The organism is Reinekea sp. (assembly GCF_046710285.1).
In the GTDB taxonomy this organism is placed as follows: domain Bacteria; phylum Pseudomonadota; class Gammaproteobacteria; order Pseudomonadales; family Natronospirillaceae; genus Reinekea.
Genome location: NZ_JBKEGY010000012.1, coordinates 61,547 through 80,246 on the forward strand (window position 1 = coordinate 61,547; position 18,700 = coordinate 80,246).

Below are 18,700 nucleotides of genomic sequence, written 5' to 3' on the forward strand. Positions count from 1 at the left end.
TCTACATAGAGCGGACAGACTGGCGCTCAACTAATCGCGGTGTAAACCGCAGCGGCTGATCTACCTTTTGATACTTTTCGTTTAACCGATGAAGAACTAATTGTGCCGCCAACGCACCCATTTCATTAATTGGGTAGCGAATGGTCGTTAAATGCGGTTTTAAGATACGCGCCAGAATCACATCATCAAACCCGACGATTGAAATTTGTTCTGGTAACGCAATTGCTGCGTCTTGCATCATCAACATGGCACCGGCTGCCATGGCATCGTTATAGGCAAATACAGCCGTTACACCAAGGTCCCGCTGCAACACTTCAGCCATGGCGGCATGGCCACCTTCTTCATCTGGAAAAGCTTTAACAATGGCTCGGTTATCTATATTTAGACCCGCCTCTGTAAAAGCTTTGCTGTAGCCTTTTACGCGATGATTACCATCTTCGATTTCTATGTTCGTGCCAATATAGGCAATTTTTTTATGGCCTTTATTAATAAGGTGGCGCGTAGCTAGGTAGGCTCCATATTCATTGTCTAAATATACACAATGGTCTTCCCAACCAGGAATCAGTCGATTAATCACCATGACGGGGGTATCTTGCTCTAACAGCTCTATGATCTCTTCATCCGGGAGTGCTTTGGAGTGAATTATTAGTCCATCACAGCGCCGCTCCTGTAAAAAGCGTATCGAGCTGCGCTCTAGATCAGGCTTATGATAGCCCGCGGTAACAATTACGTGCTTACCCGCATCCATGACAATTCGGTGTACTCCGGCCATTAATTGACCAAAAAATGGGGACTCAATTTCACCCACTAATAGACCAATGCAATCTGTTCGGTTATTGACCAATGCCCTTGCCAAGGTATTTGGCTGGTACTTCATCTCAGCCATGGCTTTCAGAACGGCTTGTTTCTTTTCTGGTACAACAGAGGCTGAATCATTGATAACTCTTGAAACGGTGGACACCGAAACACCTGCCGCTCGAGCTACATCCTTAATATTCGCCATTTATTCTCCATTTATCAGTTTTGAAACAGGTTTCAGATTTTGAACTATTATCGACCCTATAACAACAACTTAACCCTTGAAAACGTTTTCAAATCCAGTAGAATTGCGAAAAAAATAAGAAGGCATAACGAAATGAGCCAAACCAAATTCAACCCAGCGGACCACGCACACAAACGCCGTAACCCACTCACCAATGAATGGGTATTAGTTTCTCCTCATCGTTCAAAACGCCCCTGGCAGGGACAAAGTGAAGCCGTTAAGGAAGTCACCCTCCCGAGTTACGATGAAAACTGCTATCTCTGTGCTGGTAACAGCCGTATATCTGGTGATATCAACCCAAATTACAGCTCAACTTTTGTCTTCCAAAATGATTTTGCCGCCTTACAAAGCGATACACCTTTAAGCGAAGCATCAACAGACCCACTGTTTGAATTAAGCGCCGAGAAAGGCGAAGCACGTGTTATTTGCTTTAGTCCAGACCATAGTAAGTCTTTACCGGAACTCGACACCACCGAAATTACTAAAATCATAGAAACTTGGGTTGAGCAATATACTGAATTATCTTCAACTTATCAGTGGGTACAGATATTCGAAAACAAAGGCGCGGTGATGGGCTGCTCTCAACCACACCCCCATGGTCAAATTTGGGCAAACTCCAGTGTTCCGACCTTACCTGAAAAAGAAACCGAGCAACAAGCTGACTTTTACAAACTGCATTCTAAAAACTTGCTGCTCGACTATGCGCAAAAAGAAAGCGCCGCGGGTATTCGTACTGTTTACAAAAATGAAGACTGGATTGCCGTCGTCCCATTTTGGGCATCTTGGCCATTCGAAACGATGTTATTACCTCTTAAACGACAAATATCACATTTCCACCAGCTAACCTCTTCGGAAAAAACAACGTTAGCCGATGCGATTAAAGTACTGACCACAAAATATGACAACTTATTCAATACTTCCTTCCCATACTCAATGGGTTGGCACGGCGCACCCTCCACTTTAGTTAATGAACCTTATTGGCAGCTGCATGCGCATTTTTTTCCACCGTTATTGCGCAGTGCAACAGTGAAGAAATTTATGGTGGGTTATGAAATGTTGGCGGAACCGCAGCGTGATCTGACCCCCGAGCAAGCTGCTGAACGTTTGCAAGCGCTTAGCTCTACTCATTACAAGGATTCATAAAATGTCAATTAGCCAACAAGCGACGGATGCGTTTATAGAGGTCTTTAAGTATCAGCCTGAGCAACAGTTTCATGCACCTGGTCGAGTTAATTTGATCGGTGAACATACAGATTATAATGATGGCTTTGTATTACCGGCGGCCATCAACTTCGGTACAGTGGTCTCCATTGCAAAGCGCAATGACAATACAGTTCGAGCCTGTGCGGTTAATTTCAATCATGAAGTAACCCAGTTCGAGCTAAGCGATGTAATTGAAAAGTCATCAAAGTACATGTGGTCTAATTATCTGCGTGGCGTTTGCCAAATACTGCAGCAAGAAGGCGTTAAACTTACCGGTGCAGATTTAACCATCGTTGGTGATGTACCTTATGGTGCGGGGTTAAGTTCATCGGCTGCTTTAGAAATTGTGTTAATCAGAGCACTAACAGCCTTAGCAGGTTTTGAAATCGACCCCACACAAGCGGCTCTTTTGGGTCAAAAAACCGAAAACAATTACATAGGTGCCAATACTGGCATCATGGATCAGTTAATTTGTGCTCGTGGACTCAAAAATCATGCCTTACTTATTGATTGTCGCTCATTAGAAAGCAAACCTATAGCATTGGCCGAAAGCATGACCATTGTGATTATTAATTCAAACGTAAAACGTGGCTTAGTCGATAGCGAATATAACCAACGGCGCGCGCAATGCCAAGAAGCCGCTAACGCACTTAATGTCAGTCACCTAAGAGATGCAACCTTAACAAGCTTAGAGCACGCCAAAGGCAGTATGTCCGACGTTGTCTACCGCCGCGCTTTCCATGTTGTTAGTGAAAACCAAAGAACCTTAGATGCAACCGAAGCCTTGGCTGATCAAGACTGGCATAGACTCGGTAAATTAATGGCTCAATCTCATATATCCATGCGAGATGACTTCGAAATTACAGTGGCGCCTATCGACGCAATTGTAGAAATGATCAATAATATAATCGGCAATGAAGGCGGTGTTAGAATGACTGGCGGTGGCTTTGGAGGCTGCGTAGTCGCTCTCGTTCCACTGGCTAAAGTGACTGATGTTACCGACTATATTAAGCAACATTACCAAGCAAGATTTGGCATTAAAGAAGACATTTATATTTGCACAGCCGTTGATGGTGCCTTTGTGGCATAATCACATTTTATTTTATCTCAGGGCAGATTCATGGTTGCAACCATTTCTGAAAAAGTTCTCGGCTCTACCACTTCTGGAGAGACCGTAAAGCAATTTATACTTCGCAATTCCAATGGCTGCGAAGCAAAGTTTATCAATCTTGGTGCGGCTTGGGTCGGTTTTCAATTCTCAGATGATTCCCCGAACTTAGTGTTGGGTTGTGACACACTCGAAGCCTACTTAAGTCAGGGAGCATTTTTAGGCGCCACGGTAGGTCGCTTTGCTAATAGAATAAAAAACAGTCAGTTCAAATTAAACGATGAGATTATTCAAGTATCCGAAAATATGTCTCCGCACCATATTCACGGCGGGTTTTCTGGGTTTTCTAGTAAAGTTTGGCACAGCCACATTGAGTTGGTTAATGAGCAACCTACCCTAACATTAAGCTATCGATCTATAGATGGAGAAGAAGGTTTCCCTGGGAACCTTGATGTAAAAATTGTCATCTGTTTAAGTAATGACAATAAAGTCTCATTTGACTATCTTGCAACTACCGACAAACCGACTGTGGTCAACTTAACGAACCATGCCTACTTTAATTTACAAGGTACTAAAACAGGCCATATAAACGATCATGATTTCAAAATACACGCCTCTACAGTTTTAACTTCCGATGACTCAGCTGTACCAACCGGTGAAATCTCCTCGGTTGAAGGCACCGCTCTTAACCTACAAGATTGGACAAACATAGCTCAAATACTTGGCCAAGCAGACGATCCCCATATCCTAAGGGCCAGTGGTTATGATCATTGTTATTGCTTAGCTCAAGATGGAACACTAAAGACCGTGGCGGAGGCTCGCTGCAATGGTATAACGCTCACCTGTGCGACTACTTTGCCAGGGGTGCAATTTTATACCGGCAATTTTTTAGCCAACACCCCCATTAATCATATAGAAAGCTATGATGCTCATGGTGCCTTTTGTTTTGAGCCTGGTTTTTGGCCAGACTCACCCAATCATGACCATTTTCCAACGTGTATATTTGACAAGTCACATCCTTATACCGCTATAATTGAATACCAATTTCTTAAACAGTGAGTTCACAAATGAAAAAGCTATTAATTGCAGCAGCCATTTTCGTATCAGCTACGACTGCTTTTGCCGGTGGTAAAGGTGGTACTGAGGTCGCAATTGCTTCTTATGGTGGTTTAGGTGCTACATTTGCTGTTGGCATTCCACTTAATATTAAATTTTTAGCGTCTAATGGCCTAACCACCTATGGCGAGTTAGAAGTAGGTTTAGGCGTTGATGATGGTGTAAACGCAGGTGCAGAATTAGCGGGCGGTATCCTAGTGAATGTAGGTCAAGGATTAAGTGTGTATGGCAGCCTTGGCCCTGCAATCGGTATTGACGCTGGTTTTGGCTTAGGGGCTGAGATTGGCTTTAACATTGACATTAACAGTGGCAGTATCTTTATCGAAGGTGGCACACACCCTGGTACTGACTACGTGGCTGTTGGCATGCGTTTGTAAGCTTACGTCATTGCAAAATAAAGCCCGCAAATGCAGGCTTTATTGTTTAGGCTAAGTTTTTCATCACAAGCCCATAACGCTCAGCATGAACTGCGGCTGCTTCGGGCACGGTAACTTTGACTTCAAAGCCGCCGCCAGGCACCTCAGCCATATCATTACCATTTTTACAGTTAACGATATTATCGAGTACAAGGGTCCGATTGCCAGCAGGGGTCATCAACTCTAAAGAATCTCCAACTGCAAACTTATTCTTCGACATCATGACTAATTGGTCACCGTCTCTCCCGGTCACTTCTGCAACAAACTGTTGCTGCACTCCGACTGAGGTTCCTTGTTCGTAATTTTGATATTCATCGTGAACATGACGTCGATAAAAACCTTCGGTATAGCCTCGGTTTGCTAGGTTATCGAGTTCGTTCATTAAGCTCTTGTCGAAGCTCGACCCAGCAACCGCATCGTCAATGGCTTTACGATAGGCTTGCGCCGTTCGTGCTACGTAATAGTGGCTTTTCGTACGGCCTTCTATTTTCAAACTGTGAACACCCATTTTGGTGAGTCGCTCTACATGTTGAATGGCTCGCAAATCTTTCGAGTTCATTATGTAGGTACCATGCTCATCTTCGTAAGCAGGCATAAATGTCCCAGGTCGAGTTTCTTCTTCTAGTAAGAAAGCCGCATCGGTTGGTCCACCTAACCCTAGGGTGGGTGCATCAGTTGCAATTTTATCACCCGGCGGTGTCCAAATTTTTGGATCAGTCGGCACGAAGTCACCTGACTCATCTTCTTTAGCTTCATGCGCTTGATATTTCCATCGGCAAGTATTTGTACAAGCACCCTGATTCGGATCGCGCTTACTAATATAGCCACTAAGCAAACATCTGCCTGAGTAGGCAATACACAAAGCACCGTGTACGAATGTTTCAATCTCTAACTCTGGAACGGTTAAGCGAATCTCTTCGATTTCATCAAGAGATAACTCACGCGACAAAATAATTCGCTCGACGCCATTGCGATGCCAAAATTTTGCAGCGGCGTAATTAACTACATTCGATTGAACCGATAAATGAATGGTTTGCTCTGGAAACTTATCTTTGACCAACATAATTAAGCCGGGGTCAGACATAATCAAAGCATCTGGCTTCATGGCGATAACAGGCTCAATATCGCGCATGTAGGTTTTAATTTTACTGTTGTGCGCCGCAATATTACTAGCAACATAAAACTTTTTGCCTTGGCTATGCGCTTCGCTAATGCCGGTCGCTAAGTTATCTAAGGTAAAATCATTATTGCGCACACGTAATGAATAACGCGGCTGGCCTGCATACACTGCATCGGCACCATAAGCATAGGCGTATCGCATATTACGCAATGTACCCGCGGGAGATAACAACTCTGGTTTAAAAGTCATGGTTAAACCCTACCCGCTTCTTGCTTTCGTTGTGCTTGTCTTTGCGCTAATTTACTTTTACGTCGCTTGATGATGGTCTGCTTTGCATCTGTACCTAAATGTAATTCGCCACGTTCTTGGGCTAAACGCATTTGCTTTTCACGCTCTTTAAATCGAGCGACCTGCTTGTCAGAAACTTTACCAATACAATGATGACAACTGACACCATGCACATAGCTTTCGTGCTGACGTTCTTCTATAGACAACGGCTTTCGGCAAGCATGGCATAACTCATATTCACCGACTTTTAATTCGTGACCCACCGCAACTCGGTTATCAAAAACAAAACAATCGCCCTGCCATTTCGATTCAACTTCTTTAACTTCTTCTAAGTACTTTAAAATTCCACCTTCAAGGTGATAAACTTCATCGAAGCCCTGCTCTTTTAAATACGCGGTTGATTTTTCACAGCGAATACCACCGGTACAAAACATAGCCACTTTTTTATGCTTAGTGGGATCTAAGTTTTCTTTAACGTAGTCTGGAAACTCACGAAATGAGCTAGTGTTGGGGTTCAGCGCACCTTCGAAGGTTCCAATATCGAACTCATAATCATTACGGGTGTCAACTAGCACAACCTCTGGGTCCGAAATAAGTTCATTCCATTGGGTTGGTTTTACATAGGTACCCACTACTTTCTTGGGATCTATATCTTCCACACCCATTGTCACAATTTCTTTTTTGAGTTTAACTTTAGTGCGATAAAACGGCTGTTCATCGTGGAACGATTCTTTGGTCTTAACGTCAATAAATTCAGGTGTATTTGCAAACCACTGATATAAAGCATCAATAGCTTCACGTGTACCAGAGACGGTGCCATTAATACCTTCTTTGGCAAGAATCAAAGTTCCGCGAATTTGGTGGCTTTCTAGAAAATCTAATAACGGCGCACGAAGGCGCTCTGGCTGCTCTACTTTTACAAAGTGATAAAGCGCCGACACAACTATCTGGGGCATATTAATCCTTGGCGAGCTGCATCGTAAATGCAGAGCTCAAATGATTTCGGGGCGCGGATTTTAACAAAACGTGGCAATCTAGCAACCGATTATTTATTAACCACGTGTCGTTCTAGAAAGGACACTATTTCATTTTGGACTAATTTAGTTGAGCCAGGATTCACAATATCACCTGTAATAACATGGTTGTTGTCGTTTGGCCGTGCCGGAAATGCGATGCGATGTTTAATAGCAGCACCCCAACGCCGAGCAACGGCATCTGTTTTTCTGGAATTCACAATAATATCGTCGTCGGAATAAATAAATAATGTGGGCGTCTCTATGTGTTCGACTGAACTATCACAAACAGCGTTCACAAAAGCGTCCATATCGTGAATGATGGTTGTCGGATAGTTGTAGGTCCAATAAATCGCACTTGCTTCATTGGCGGGTTCCCAGCCGTGAGTCCCTTTGCTAATCAATGGAATCCAATAGCGTGACCATGGCATTTGAAATAGCGGCATTGCCCAATGTTTGGGACCAAAGTTTGGCGATATCATGAACAATGCAGCTAGCTTACCTACTGTCACTTCTTGTTGCGCCAACCAACTCGTCAATGTTCCACCAGTTGATGTACTGATAATAACGACTTGCTCGCCCAGTTGCTCAGCGATCTGCCAAGCCTCTAAGGTATCGAACATCCAATCATAAGGCGTTGCACTGGCCAATGCCTCTCCCGTTAAACCATGCCCTGTTAAACGCGTTGCATGGTAGTTTGCATGTAAGTGTTTCGCGACATTTTCCGGTACAGGACTCACTTCTTGGCGAGTTGCAGAAAAGCCATGAATATATAGAACACAATATTTGGTTTTTTCAGGCTGTGCTTCATCGGCAAACACGATGGTTTTTTCAGCGCCTATCGGCAGTGTTGGGAACTGACTCTCTTGAACAACTAATTCTTCCTGCATGCGCTGAAAGGCTTCGCTTTGAGATAAACCAGCGTACTTAGTTGCCGCAAAGCGGCCAGCCCTGATGGGCAGATTGATATCAACTTTAGGTCTTGGTCCTAAAATAAATACCAAACCTAAAATTAAACAAAGAAAATATAAAAACAAAAACAGACTCCACAACGATTATCTAACGATGTCAAAGTATTTCAAAATTGAGCCTGAATTGCACGAAACAAATTTTAAGTAGCAACATACGATACCAAAATAAAGAAAAGCGGTACCTGATAATCTCTTTTACCGCTTTAATATGTATTAGCTCTGATCGGCCTCTTCAATTGAGGCAAAGTCGTCACAGTTTATTTCTGGCGCTTCATTGGGTTTAAAGCTTTTATCCATTTTTTGCAATGCACCGCACATATTGTTAATGCGCGCGTCTTGGGCTTGCACGTGATCTAACAACGCCTTAATAGCGTGAGCGGTAATATCGGGCATTTCCGCTCCACCGTAGGCATCAAAGCCGATTTTCTGAGCCATTTCCTTTTGCTGATCATTAAAAAGCGTAACTTTCTCTCCATGTTGACGAACAATTCGTCCTGGAATACCAACCACGGTTGCGCCTTCAGGAACTTCTTTTGTCACGACAGCATTAGAACCAATTCGGGCGTTTTTACCGACGTTAAAGGGGCCTAAAACCTTAGCTCCCGCGCCGACAATTACGCCATTTTCCAAAGTCGGGTGTCGTTTACCCTTACTCCAGCTTGTTCCCCCTAAAGTCACGCCTTGATATACGGTGACATCATCGCCAATTTCGGCCGTTTCACCAATGACCACGCCCATACCATGGTCGATAAAAAAGCGTCGACCTACTTTTGCGCCAGGGTGAATCTCAATGCCGGTAAACCAACGTGCAAGTTGTGAGACCCAGCGTGCAAGGACTTTTAAATTCCAGCCCCATAGCCGATGCGATAGGCGGTGAAACAAAATAGCGTGCAAACCAGGGTAATTCAGTATGACTTCGAACCAACTGCGTGCAGCGGGGTCACGATCAAATACACTTTGAATATCGTCTTTTAATCTGGCAAACATATTAAGACTTCCTTATGGTCTTATCTACTTGGCTTAACATGCCGCGCAGAATATTGGCTTCAACTTCATCAGGATGCGCTCTTAAAATTAAGCGGCGTAACTTACTCATCAAGGTTCTAGGGTTATTGGGGTCAAGGAAATCAATATCAACCAAGGTTTTTTGCCAGTGATCGAATAAGCTTTCTAATTGCCCACTGGTTGCCGGCTTTTGATCCCACTCCACACCAAAATTAGGTTTGTCCGCTTGCTCTAGGTTAACTTGAGACATTGCCAATTCGTAAGTAAGCACTTGAACTGCACTGGCCACATTTAGAGAGCTATAATCTGGATTCGATGGGATATGTACATGACAATGGCAACAAGCCAATTCCTCATTGGTTAAGCCGCTGCGTTCTCGACCAACCACAATTGCCACTTTTGCGTCTGAAGGTACACTCAGTACCTGATGAGCCATTTCACGCGGGTTCACCAGCGGCCAAGGTAAGCTTCTAGAGCGAGCAGATGCTCCGACGACAAGCGCGCAATCGGCAACGGCTTCTTCTAAGCTAGCGACTACAACCGCACTGTCCAGTACATCTGAAGCACCTGCAGACATGGTATTCGCTTCGTCAGAAGGGAAGGTTTTAGGTGCAACAAGCACCAAATTATTGAACCCCATTGTTTTCATGGCACGTGCAGCCGAGCCAATATTGCCCGAATGGGATGTGTTCACCATGACTATTTTTACTTGATCAAACTCCAAAAAATACCCTACCTGTTAAAAATTACACAATTTCACTTAATGATAAAGCAAACATGGTGTATTATGCGCGCCCTTTTGAATCAGAATGCTGGTTCATTCGGTGTACGGCCTAGAGTCGCCGCGACCGAATTGCTGTTTAACAAGTCCTTGCGGACCCGATTTCCAATTTTGACGCACGTCGGTTAATTCCTGCGTGGTCTTTAACGTTTATGAGAGAATAACATGCAACCTATCGTTAGTATTGCGCTTCGCGCAGCCCAAAGTGCAGCAGACAAAATCAATTATACCATCGAAAACATGGATAATTTAATGGATGAAGGTGACAGCCGTGAGGACGTATTAAAAAAAGCATTTGATGATGCTGCATGGCGCGCTCGTAAAGCCATCCGAAATGCTCACACCAAACACCACATTGATTCGCCTCAGATCGGCATGGAAGAAAGCCGTGAATGGGATGGCCAATCAAAATGGGTTATCGATGTTGCCGCTGGCATCAATAACTTACTTTCAGGCTACCCTGGTTTCTTAGTCAACGTTTCCCTCTACACCAAAGACAAAATTGATGTCACTGCCATTGTTGACCCCATGACAGGAGACTTTATGACGGCTCAGCGTGGCCGAGGCGTTCAGTTAAACGAGCGTCGTGTTCGTGCCAATACGACCTCTATCAACGCATCAACGGTTGCCATACATTCAACAGACATTGAGTTAATAACTCAATGGAGCCAGCGTACGGCTGAAATGCGGATGACAGGTTGCGGTTTATTAAACTTTGTAAACCTAGCGGCCGGCCGCACTCACGTTGCTGTTGCCCAAAACTTAACGTCTGCTGATATGGCAACGGCTATGTTAATCGCTCAAGAGTCCGGTGCTTTAACCGGTAACGCCAAAGGCGGTCCTGTTAAAATGGACAGCGGCGAATTAATGGCCGCGGCACCTCGCTTATTCAAACAAATTGTAGCTAGCAACTAATTTATGGCTCGTTAGGGTATATCTATTACTTAGATGTACCCTTTACAACTTTCCAACTCTTTTTTCATACCTTATTCACCCCTACTATTGTTTTACGCCTTTGTTTATTGTTATAAACCTTAAAACACTTTAGGTTTAATAACTTTATGCAACCGCTACAAATTTTTGCTGGTGCTCATGCGCGCCAACATATTCAAAATAATGGTCTAAAACCAAGTGATATTTCAGCCATTTTGGGCGCATCCGGTGGGCCTAAATGGTTTGTGTTAACGCATCTAGACCGCTATATCGCACAAGAATGGTTGCCTAACATTCCACATCAATTGGAACTCATTGGCAGTTCTATTGGCGCTTGGCGCATGAGTGCATACGCTAACCCTAACCCAGTAAACGCAATTGGATTACTTGAACAAGGCTATTTACACCAGCGCTATTCAGCCAACGCCGATGCGCGTGAAATTACTGAAAATATTCACGAATTGTTAAATTCGTTTATTGATAACGACCTAACGCATAACAGCAGTAACCGAAAGCTCAACATTGTTACCGCCATAGCTCGCGGAATGACCAAAATTGAGCAAAAGCACATTCAAATGGCAGCCTTTGGGGGTGTCGCCCTAGCGAATATGGTTTCACGCAAAGCACTCACATTGTGGTTCGAACGGGTTATTTTCCAATCTCATAGCGCGCAATTACCCATACAACAATGGGACCAGTTTAAAACTCACTTTGCGCCTTTAAAACAAGACAACATTCGCCAAGCCTTACATGCAACAGGATCCATTCCGGTGGTCATCGAAGGCGTAGAAAACCCCGCACATGCGCCAATTGGGATGTACCGCGATGGTGGCATGGTCGATTATCACTTTGATTTACCGATTAAACCTCAACAGGGTTTAGTACTGTACCCACATTTTGCACCCATGTTGAAGCCAGGTTGGTTTGATAAATCGCTGCCTTGGCGACACGTTAACGCCGACAATTACTCCCACACTGTTGTTATTTGCCCAAGTGCTGAATTTATTGCTCAGTTACCCAATCAAAAGATTCCAGACCGAAATGACTTTAAAAACCACCAGCCCGATGAGCGCATTGAATTGTGGAAAGACGTGATCGAAAGGAATAAACTTTTAGCGGATACGTTTCATAATTTGGTTAACTCACCGACATTCGCTGACCATGTTCAGCCGATCGAGGTACTTATATGAACGGAGTCAATACTCAATGAGCGAAACTGAAATCAACTCACCTTGCATCCGTAACTGCTGTTTAGATAACCGCGATATTTGCGTGGGTTGCTTTCGATCACTTGATGAAATAAAGCAATGGCACGGTGCTGATGACGGTGAAAAAAAGCATATTTTAGCCAACGCGGAGCAACGTAAACAAGATAGTAACTCCAGCAACGGCCACTAACATTAGTCAACAGCTCCAATTTTTAAAATAATCACACCATTTGATTCTCTGTATTCAGACTCTGTTCAGGCACGAAGTTGATAATAGCTTCATGACTAAGGAGTTAACCTAATGAAAGCACAAATTGATTCGACACACACGAAATTCGCTAAATCGGCTATGAAAGCCCTAGTGATTGCTGGAGCGTCGCTTTCTCTAATGGGCTGCTATGTTGATGTGTATGGTGAATATGAGCCTGATCGCTACTACCCGCCAGTTCATCATTCAGACATTACGGATCTAAGCACTCAATTAATAGTTGATGCAGCTCTTTTGCCACTAGCATTAGCCGCAGAAGCGCCCTATCAAGTGATCGACCCTGATTCTTATACATCACCGCGATCTATAGCATTAACTCGTGCGCATGTGACTGAAACCACCTATGCCTACCTATTCGATAACGTTGATTGTGCCGAAGGTGGTTATACGCAAGTAGAAGCAGAAGCTGACACCACCAGTTATAGCGATGGTTTCACTTATGTAGATATTCAAACAGCTGCTCAAGCCCACCAATGCCAAGTCTGGCGTGATCGTGATATGGCAACCATCAACAGTAACCTTAGCTATGACTCTGTGGGTTGGTACGACGATATAGATAACAAGCTCACCAGTCTCGACAGTGAATTTAAAGGCGATTTCAATTTGAGCTGGAAAAACAAAGCTATTCGGCACCAAAACATTAAAGCCAGTACGGTTGCCCTAAACTTTAAAGATTTCACCATTGATTTGTCTTCGGCAACTCGCCTAAATGATGGCAGCACTTCGGAGCAGTCTTCGCTGGTTACGACCCGAAAAGTTCACTGGTATTTAGGTGCAAAACACCCTCACCTAGGTGAAATGAAATTTATTCAAGGCTTAGACTGGGTGAAGCTGACTTTCGAAGCTAACGGAGTTTGGCGCCAAAATAGTCAAGGCTATGCGAATTATTGGAGTTGGTCAGAATTAGGAAATTAATAATAGATTTACTTTACAGGGCTGACTCATAAAACAAAAACAACAATAATTGAGAACGCCCCTTTTTATAAAAATAAACCCGACATAAAGTCGGGTTTTTGCTGGTTGCTTACGACCAGGGGTTTTTAAGATGCCGTAGCATCTCTTTTTTAGGGCTAAGCCCCAAACTTATAATACGTTTAACGGAATTTTTAAGTACTGCTTTCCGTTGCCTTCTGCTGGCGGTAATTGACCCGCTCTCATATTGACTTGAACTGACGGTAAAATTAACACCGGCATATCTAAGGTAGCATCTCGCTCAGTTCGCATCTGCACAAAATCATCTAGCGCAATTGAATCTTTAACGTGGATATTCTGCTCTCTTTGCTCTTTAACTGTAGTGATATATTTATAGTCACGCCCGTTAGGACCATAGTCATGACACATATAAAGCTTAGTCGATTCTTCTAGACTTAACAGTCGTTTTACAGATTGAAACAAAACAGTTGCATCCCCACCTGGGAAATCACAACGCGCCGTTCCAGCATCTGGCATGAATAGGGTATCGCCTATAAACGCATGTTCATTTTCTACAATATAAGATACACAGGCTGGCGTGTGACCAGGGGTATGAAGTACTTTTACGTTTAGTTCACCAATTTTAAAAGTTTCTTCATCATCGAAAACTTTATCGAACTGTGATCCATCACTCTTAAAGCCTGATTCGGCGTTAAATACATCTTTAAAAACACCTTGCACCACGTTAATTTTGCTACCAATGCCTATTTGCCCACCTAACTTATCTTTTAAATAGGGTGCAGCAGAAAGATGGTCTGCGTGAACATGTGTTTCAAGTATCCATTTAACGGCTAAATCTGATTTTTGGATAAAATCTACCACTTGGTCAGCAGCAACTGTGTTTGTACGGCCAGATTTAGGATCGTAATCAAGAACTGAATCTATAATCGCAGCTTCTTTAGCTTTGCTGTCATAAATAACATGCGTATATGTGAATGTTTGTTGATCAAAAAATGTTTTAATTTGCGTATTCGATGACATATGTCTGTCTCCTAGCCGAAAGCTTTATATTAGAATTTACTAATTTAGATGACCCTATAGTATAGTGTGATTAATCAATATGCAACTGTTGAAATAGTACAATGCAATATGGATGACAATATGCGAAAATTCAAAATATTAAATCTGGCTATCCGCCAACTTCTACGGAGTATTATCAAATGACGCCAACACAAATTGCTGAAACTTATTTTGTCTCTGCTCAAATCGCCGTAAGCGATGTACAGGCCGCTAAAGCTGACGGTTATGACGTTATTATCTGCAACCGACCAGACGATGAAGAAGCAGGCCAGGTAAACCACGAAGCCATTAAAGCAGCGTGTGAAGCAGAAGATATTGTCTTTCACTTCATGCCGATGCAAGGCCCAAACTTTACTCCTGAGTATGTTGAGCAGGTAAAAGCACTAATCGCTGACAATAAAAAGGTTCTTGGCTACTGCCGCACAGGAAACCGTAGCTCAATTCTATTTAATGCAGCGCAATAACAAGAGCCTTTAGCAATAGGTTCCTTCGCTCCGCCAAAAGCCCAAGATATTAATGCTGGGCTTTTAGTTGCCTTAGTTGGCATCCCGCAATGCTTAGCTTATGCTATGTTATCGGGCCTGCCTCCCATGTATGGCCTAGTCACTGCGGCTATTCCTGGCATAATTGCCGCTATTTATGGTAAAAGCTCTAATGTCACGGTTGGCCCTACGAATACCACTGGCCTCATAATTCTTACCTCGCTCACACCTTGGGCACATGATCCCGATGCACTATTGACGGCAATGGCGACATTAGCCTTTTTAGCAGGCTTAACTCGGCTACTCATTGTCTTGAGTAACTCTGAACGTATTTTTGATTTCGTACCCGAGGCCGTTATGGTGGGTTTTGCCACTGGCGCTGCAGTTATTATCGCAATCATGCAATTAGATGAAACGCTTGGCCAACCACTGCAAGGCGTAAATAATGTTCTTGATGAACTCTATCGGCTCACTCACTATAACTGGGCAGACTTTAGCTTGGCGAGTTTTTTACTCGCACTCACAGCCATAGCCTCCGTTATATTGGGCAAACGCTATTTACCGCGCTGGCCTATCCCTCTGCTCACATTAATTATTAGTATTTTGATCGTCATGTTTAATATTTTTCCATTTTCTCAAAGTTGGGTAACCTTAGGCGCTTCAACCTATATCGCTGATGGCTGGCCCCTCATAAATACGAAGCTGCCCTCTTGGTCTATGATCTCCCAATTAATTATCCCTGGCTTTGCCGTGGCGTTCATTGGTTCTTTGGAGCTTATTGTTACTTTGCGAAATAGCCGGTCACAACACCATTTAGCCGGAGAACTTAAAAGCCAAGGCTTTGCGAATATAGTCGGAAGCTTTACTGGTGCGTTCCCTGCGAGTACGTCATTAACCAGGTCGGTCTTACTGGAGGTTGGTGGCGCTCAAACTCGCTGGGCTCCTTTTATTGCTGCGCTGGCCATGATCCCTATTATTCTTTTTGGTGCTGAAGCTATCAGAGCTATACCGCAACCGGTTATCGCGGGGTTATTAATCGCCATTGCCATTTCAATGATTAAGCCTAATGCAATAAAACAAATGCTGTCTGTTAATAATCAAACGCGGTCGCTGTTTTTGATCACCTTTATCAGTACCCTAGTATTAGACTTTCATCTTGCGATTCTCTTAGGCACCTTACTGGGTATCGCGATGTTCCTTTTTCAAACTAGCAAACCACTGCTGTTTGCTTATGAATTAGACGCAAACAGAAATGCGACCCCTATTCACAATAAACTACCTAACCAGCTATTGATTCAAATCTCTGGCAGCCTTTACTTTGCCGCAGCGCGGCAGCTGCCTAATCGTGTCAATGCTCGCTTAACAACCCATACACAACTTTGCGTTTTAGATTTATCACACGCACATCAAGGGCGCGTTGCTGCAGTTCAAGCATTGCGCGAAATTCACCAGCATTGCATAAGTTTAGGAGTAGAATTGAGTATGACGGGTGGCTCAGTAAGCTTACGCAAACTGAGCGAATCGATGGGAGTAAGCCTGCCTTGGAGCGATGACAGAATCGTTTTACAGCTTAGCAGCGGCAAGCTTTAGGCTCTTGATCTACCTCGATAGGTTTTTACCATCCCGTAAATGAAGAACAACATGGCTAACCAGACTATTCCGAAAGTGATGAAGCGCTGTAATGGTGCTGTCTCGCCAAATATAAAGATAGCCGTAAAAAACTGCATTGTGGGGTTTAAATACATCAAGAAGCCAGCGACCACCAAGTTTAACTTACGCACAGAGGATGCAAACAACAGCAATGGTACTGCCGTAACAATGCCTGAAAATGCCAATAAACCATAGGTTGACGCAGAAAAGCTGGTCACTGAGCCTGTCGTTTTTTGCGTGTAAATAAGCACACAGACGGCAACAGGTAATGCCCACAAGGTTTCAATAGTAAGGCCATGCAAGCTTTCTATTTTTTGCTGCTTGCGCACTAAACCGTACATGCCAAAGCTCAATGCCAGTGCGACTGAAACCCAAGGAATTTTACCGAGTAACACTAGCTCAACAACAACCGCCAATACCGCCAATAACCCCGCTATCATCTGGTATCGACTCAATTGCTCTTTTAGGAACACGGCACCCAATAACAAACTCACTAAAGGCGTCATAAAGTAGCCTAAGCTAGATTCGATGACCATTCCCGCGCCCACAGCCCAAATAAAGACAAACCAATTGATCGTAATTAACAAAGAAGACAGCATCGTTAAAATAACAGTGCTTTTGCTTTTAAAATGCTCTAAAAATGATCGAAGTTCGCCGAAATACGCAATTAAGATAAAACTGAAGAGACAAGCAAATACAATGCGAAACGATAAAACCTCCAACGCAGGTACGTGCTTTAAGAGATAGAAGAAAAGCGGGAAACAACCCCATATTAAATACGCTGATACTGCTTGAATTAGCCCTTTCACCTAAAACCTCTTATTTTTTTTATTTTAGCCCTACGACCTACCCTCAGAAAGAGCCAACAACTTTTTCTGAATCAGCAGTGTAAAGCAATTGGAAACTTAGGGCATCCAACTTTATTATCATTTTGATAATGAATCTTGTTTCCACTAATTTGTAAATGGACCCATTAAAACTTTTTACACGCCTGAGGCTTTAAACGCCATAGCGCTTCATTGACTAAAAAACAACCGATATAATCATTTAATTGGAACTTATTTCATGAAACTCTAATATTAAGTGTTTTTTCTATTGAATCTTACTCAAATCCACGTAGTATTAGTAAGAACTAATATTACTAATCTTTTTACTATCTTTAGAGGTATCAATGGAAATTGTAAACTTTACCCCCTATTCTGCGGCACTTGGTGGCGCGATTCTGGGGCTATCTGCAGCACTTTTATTACTGACCAAAGGCCGAGTTGCGGGCATATCTGGCATAGCTGGCGGTGTCATCATTCCAGAAAAGGGCGATACACTTTGGCGCGTAATATTTATTGCAGGCATCGTATTAGGCGGTGGTCTTTACCAGCTTATTAGCAATGGTACAGACAGCATCCTATTTGTTGGCATTGATCATATTCAATCTGTTGTAAACACATCGATGTTAATTATCGCCGGTTTACTGGTGGGTATTGGTACCACTATAGGTACGGGTTGTACCAGTGGTCATGGTATTTGTGGTTTAGCACGTAAGAGCCCTCGTTCACTTGCGGCAACGGTCAGCTTTATGATTGCAGGCATTGTCACTGTTTTCATCATGACAACTTTCTTTGGAGCTGGCTCATGAAAAACACTCAACGTCTATTAGTCGCCTTGATCTCTGGCATACTTTTTGGGTTTGGCCTGTCTGTCGCACAGATGATTGACCCAGCTAAAGTGATCAATTTCTTAAATATCTTTGGTGCATGGGATCCATCCCTTGCATTTGTTATGGGTGCAGGGCTTTTAGTCAATCTTATTGCGACTCCTTTGATCTTAAAGCGTTCTAAACCGATCCTTGCTGAGATGTTTCGAGTACCGGCAAAGTCAGATATTGACGCAAAAATCATAGGGGGCGGTGTGATTTTCGGCATTGGTTGGGGTTTAGCGGGTTATTGCCCTGGTCCGATGTTGGCTTCTTTAAGCTTTGCCACTGGTGATATTCTGATTGTTGTCGCTAGTTATGTCGTGGGTACTTTCCTCACAAAATACATCACATTGAGAATAGAAAAAGCTCAGCACATTAAACATAACATTGACGAAGCCTGCGTAGGTTAAG

General features: G+C 43.4%; 20 protein-coding genes. 12 read left to right on the plus strand and 8 right to left on the minus strand.

The window, feature by feature from the left end; genetic code table 11:
* Position 1 precedes the first annotated feature (1 nt).
* Positions 2 to 1,003 carry a LacI family DNA-binding transcriptional regulator gene (locus tag ACI882_RS10095; RefSeq protein ID WP_411743888.1) on the minus strand — a complete coding sequence of 334 codons (1,002 nt, stop codon included), beginning with the start codon at positions 1,001 to 1,003 and terminating at the stop codon, positions 2 to 4.
* 132 nt (positions 1,004 to 1,135) lie between these two features.
* On the opposite strand from ACI882_RS10095, the gene ACI882_RS10100 reads away from it, so the two are divergent.
* From ACI882_RS10100 to ACI882_RS10115, 4 genes are read left to right on the plus strand one after another with little or no spacing between them, the layout of a single operon-like run.
* On the plus strand, positions 1,136 to 2,185 hold the full coding sequence (locus tag ACI882_RS10100; protein WP_411743889.1) for a UDP-glucose--hexose-1-phosphate uridylyltransferase: 1,050 nt from the start codon (positions 1,136 to 1,138) through the stop codon (positions 2,183 to 2,185).
* A gap of 1 nt (position 2,186) precedes the next feature.
* Positions 2,187 to 3,335 (plus strand): galactokinase, encoded by a 1,149-nt coding sequence (gene galK, locus ACI882_RS10105; protein ID WP_411743890.1) that lies wholly within the window; start codon positions 2,187 to 2,189, stop codon positions 3,333 to 3,335.
* A gap of 30 nt (positions 3,336 to 3,365) precedes the next feature.
* Complete coding sequence (locus ACI882_RS10110; protein ID WP_411743891.1) at positions 3,366 to 4,412, plus strand: aldose epimerase family protein; 1,047 nt, start codon at positions 3,366 to 3,368, stop codon at positions 4,410 to 4,412.
* Positions 4,413 to 4,420: 8 nt separating this feature from the next.
* Positions 4,421 to 4,846, plus strand: coding sequence for a hypothetical protein (locus ACI882_RS10115; RefSeq protein ID WP_411743892.1), 426 nt, complete (start codon positions 4,421 to 4,423; stop codon positions 4,844 to 4,846).
* A gap of 46 nt (positions 4,847 to 4,892) precedes the next feature.
* Here ACI882_RS10115 and yegQ read toward each other — a convergent pair whose 3' ends face one another.
* From yegQ to ACI882_RS10140, 5 genes are all read right to left on the minus strand, one after another.
* The gene (yegQ, locus tag ACI882_RS10120) at positions 4,893 to 6,254 is read right to left on the minus strand and encodes a tRNA 5-hydroxyuridine modification protein YegQ (RefSeq protein WP_411743893.1); all 1,362 of its coding nucleotides are present in this window, start codon (positions 6,252 to 6,254) and stop codon (positions 4,893 to 4,895) included.
* Positions 6,255 to 6,256: 2 nt separating this feature from the next.
* Positions 6,257 to 7,249: a rhodanese-related sulfurtransferase gene (locus tag ACI882_RS10125; protein ID WP_411743894.1), complete on the minus strand. Its 993-nt coding sequence runs from the start codon at positions 7,247 to 7,249 to the stop codon at positions 6,257 to 6,259.
* A gap of 89 nt (positions 7,250 to 7,338) precedes the next feature.
* Entirely contained in the window at positions 7,339 to 8,343 is a 1,005-nt protein-coding gene (locus ACI882_RS10130) for an alpha/beta hydrolase (protein ID WP_411743895.1), read from the minus strand.
* A 147-nt stretch (positions 8,344 to 8,490) separates the two neighbouring features.
* On the minus strand, positions 8,491 to 9,264 hold the full coding sequence (gene cysE, locus ACI882_RS10135) for a serine O-acetyltransferase (RefSeq protein ID WP_411743896.1): 774 nt from the start codon (positions 9,262 to 9,264) through the stop codon (positions 8,491 to 8,493).
* A 1-nt stretch (position 9,265) separates the two neighbouring features.
* Positions 9,266 to 10,006: an RNA methyltransferase gene (locus ACI882_RS10140; protein WP_411743897.1), complete on the minus strand. Its 741-nt coding sequence runs from the start codon at positions 10,004 to 10,006 to the stop codon at positions 9,266 to 9,268.
* Between the two features lie 222 nt (positions 10,007 to 10,228).
* On the opposite strand from ACI882_RS10140, the gene ACI882_RS10145 reads away from it, so the two are divergent.
* From ACI882_RS10145 to ACI882_RS10160, 4 genes are all read left to right on the plus strand, one after another.
* Complete coding sequence (locus ACI882_RS10145) at positions 10,229 to 10,978, plus strand: inositol monophosphatase family protein (protein WP_411743898.1); 750 nt, start codon at positions 10,229 to 10,231, stop codon at positions 10,976 to 10,978.
* 146 nt (positions 10,979 to 11,124) lie between these two features.
* On the plus strand, positions 11,125 to 12,186 hold the full coding sequence (locus tag ACI882_RS10150; protein ID WP_411743899.1) for a patatin-like phospholipase family protein: 1,062 nt from the start codon (positions 11,125 to 11,127) through the stop codon (positions 12,184 to 12,186).
* 16 nt (positions 12,187 to 12,202) lie between these two features.
* Complete coding sequence (locus ACI882_RS10155) at positions 12,203 to 12,394, plus strand: DUF1289 domain-containing protein (RefSeq protein ID WP_411743900.1); 192 nt, start codon at positions 12,203 to 12,205, stop codon at positions 12,392 to 12,394.
* Positions 12,395 to 12,505: 111 nt separating this feature from the next.
* Positions 12,506 to 13,387: a hypothetical protein gene (locus ACI882_RS10160; protein WP_411743901.1), complete on the plus strand. Its 882-nt coding sequence runs from the start codon at positions 12,506 to 12,508 to the stop codon at positions 13,385 to 13,387.
* 168 nt (positions 13,388 to 13,555) lie between these two features.
* Here ACI882_RS10160 and ACI882_RS10165 read toward each other — a convergent pair whose 3' ends face one another.
* Positions 13,556 to 14,425, minus strand: coding sequence for an MBL fold metallo-hydrolase (locus tag ACI882_RS10165; protein ID WP_411746997.1), 870 nt, complete (start codon positions 14,423 to 14,425; stop codon positions 13,556 to 13,558).
* 179 nt (positions 14,426 to 14,604) lie between these two features.
* Between ACI882_RS10165 and ACI882_RS10170 the strand changes: the two genes are divergently transcribed.
* Together ACI882_RS10170 and ACI882_RS10175 are read left to right on the plus strand one after the other, a co-directional pair.
* Complete coding sequence (locus ACI882_RS10170; protein WP_411746996.1) at positions 14,605 to 14,928, plus strand: beta-lactamase hydrolase domain-containing protein; 324 nt, start codon at positions 14,605 to 14,607, stop codon at positions 14,926 to 14,928.
* A 48-nt stretch (positions 14,929 to 14,976) separates the two neighbouring features.
* Complete coding sequence (locus ACI882_RS10175; protein ID WP_411748474.1) at positions 14,977 to 16,536, plus strand: SulP family inorganic anion transporter; 1,560 nt, start codon at positions 14,977 to 14,979, stop codon at positions 16,534 to 16,536.
* Here the strand turns inward: ACI882_RS10175 and rarD are convergent.
* On the minus strand, positions 16,533 to 17,405 hold the full coding sequence (gene rarD / locus ACI882_RS10180) for an EamA family transporter RarD (protein ID WP_411745402.1): 873 nt from the start codon (positions 17,403 to 17,405) through the stop codon (positions 16,533 to 16,535). The genes ACI882_RS10175 and rarD overlap by 4 nt on opposite strands.
* Before the next feature lie 362 nt (positions 17,406 to 17,767).
* Here rarD and ACI882_RS10185 point away from each other — a divergent pair, with 362 nt between their 5' ends.
* The gene (locus tag ACI882_RS10185) at positions 17,768 to 18,229 is read left to right on the plus strand and encodes a YeeE/YedE family protein (RefSeq protein WP_411745401.1); all 462 of its coding nucleotides are present in this window, start codon (positions 17,768 to 17,770) and stop codon (positions 18,227 to 18,229) included.
* A complete protein-coding gene (locus ACI882_RS10190; RefSeq protein ID WP_411745400.1) occupies positions 18,226 to 18,699 on the plus strand; it encodes a DUF6691 family protein in 474 nt (157 codons plus the stop codon). Before ACI882_RS10185 ends, ACI882_RS10190 begins: the two co-directional genes overlap by 4 nt.
* Position 18,700 lies beyond the last annotated feature (1 nt).

Bases quoted from the DNA above. Each gene is read 5' to 3' on its own strand.
- ACI882_RS10095 (WP_411743888.1), bottom strand. From the start codon at position 1,003: ATGGCGAATATTAAGGATGTAGCTCGAGCGGCAGGTGTTTCGGTGTCC.
- ACI882_RS10100 (WP_411743889.1), top strand. From the start codon at position 1,136: ATGAGCCAAACCAAATTCAACCCAGCGGACCACGCACACAAACGCCGT.
- galK (WP_411743890.1), top strand. From the start codon at position 2,187: ATGTCAATTAGCCAACAAGCGACGGATGCGTTTATAGAGGTCTTTAAG.
- ACI882_RS10110 (WP_411743891.1), top strand. From the start codon at position 3,366: ATGGTTGCAACCATTTCTGAAAAAGTTCTCGGCTCTACCACTTCTGGA.
- ACI882_RS10115 (WP_411743892.1), top strand. From the start codon at position 4,421: ATGAAAAAGCTATTAATTGCAGCAGCCATTTTCGTATCAGCTACGACT.
- yegQ (WP_411743893.1), bottom strand. From the start codon at position 6,254: ATGACTTTTAAACCAGAGTTGTTATCTCCCGCGGGTACATTGCGTAAT.
- ACI882_RS10125 (WP_411743894.1), bottom strand. From the start codon at position 7,249: ATGCCCCAGATAGTTGTGTCGGCGCTTTATCACTTTGTAAAAGTAGAG.
- cysE (WP_411743896.1), bottom strand. From the start codon at position 9,264: ATGTTTGCCAGATTAAAAGACGATATTCAAAGTGTATTTGATCGTGAC.
- ACI882_RS10145 (WP_411743898.1), top strand. From the start codon at position 10,229: ATGCAACCTATCGTTAGTATTGCGCTTCGCGCAGCCCAAAGTGCAGCA.
- ACI882_RS10150 (WP_411743899.1), top strand. From the start codon at position 11,125: ATGCAACCGCTACAAATTTTTGCTGGTGCTCATGCGCGCCAACATATT.
- ACI882_RS10155 (WP_411743900.1), top strand. From the start codon at position 12,203: ATGAGCGAAACTGAAATCAACTCACCTTGCATCCGTAACTGCTGTTTA.
- ACI882_RS10160 (WP_411743901.1), top strand. From the start codon at position 12,506: ATGAAAGCACAAATTGATTCGACACACACGAAATTCGCTAAATCGGCT.
- ACI882_RS10165 (WP_411746997.1), bottom strand. From the start codon at position 14,425: ATGTCATCGAATACGCAAATTAAAACATTTTTTGATCAACAAACATTC.
- ACI882_RS10170 (WP_411746996.1), top strand. From the start codon at position 14,605: ATGACGCCAACACAAATTGCTGAAACTTATTTTGTCTCTGCTCAAATC.
- ACI882_RS10185 (WP_411745401.1), top strand. From the start codon at position 17,768: ATGGAAATTGTAAACTTTACCCCCTATTCTGCGGCACTTGGTGGCGCG.
- ACI882_RS10190 (WP_411745400.1), top strand. From the start codon at position 18,226: ATGAAAAACACTCAACGTCTATTAGTCGCCTTGATCTCTGGCATACTT.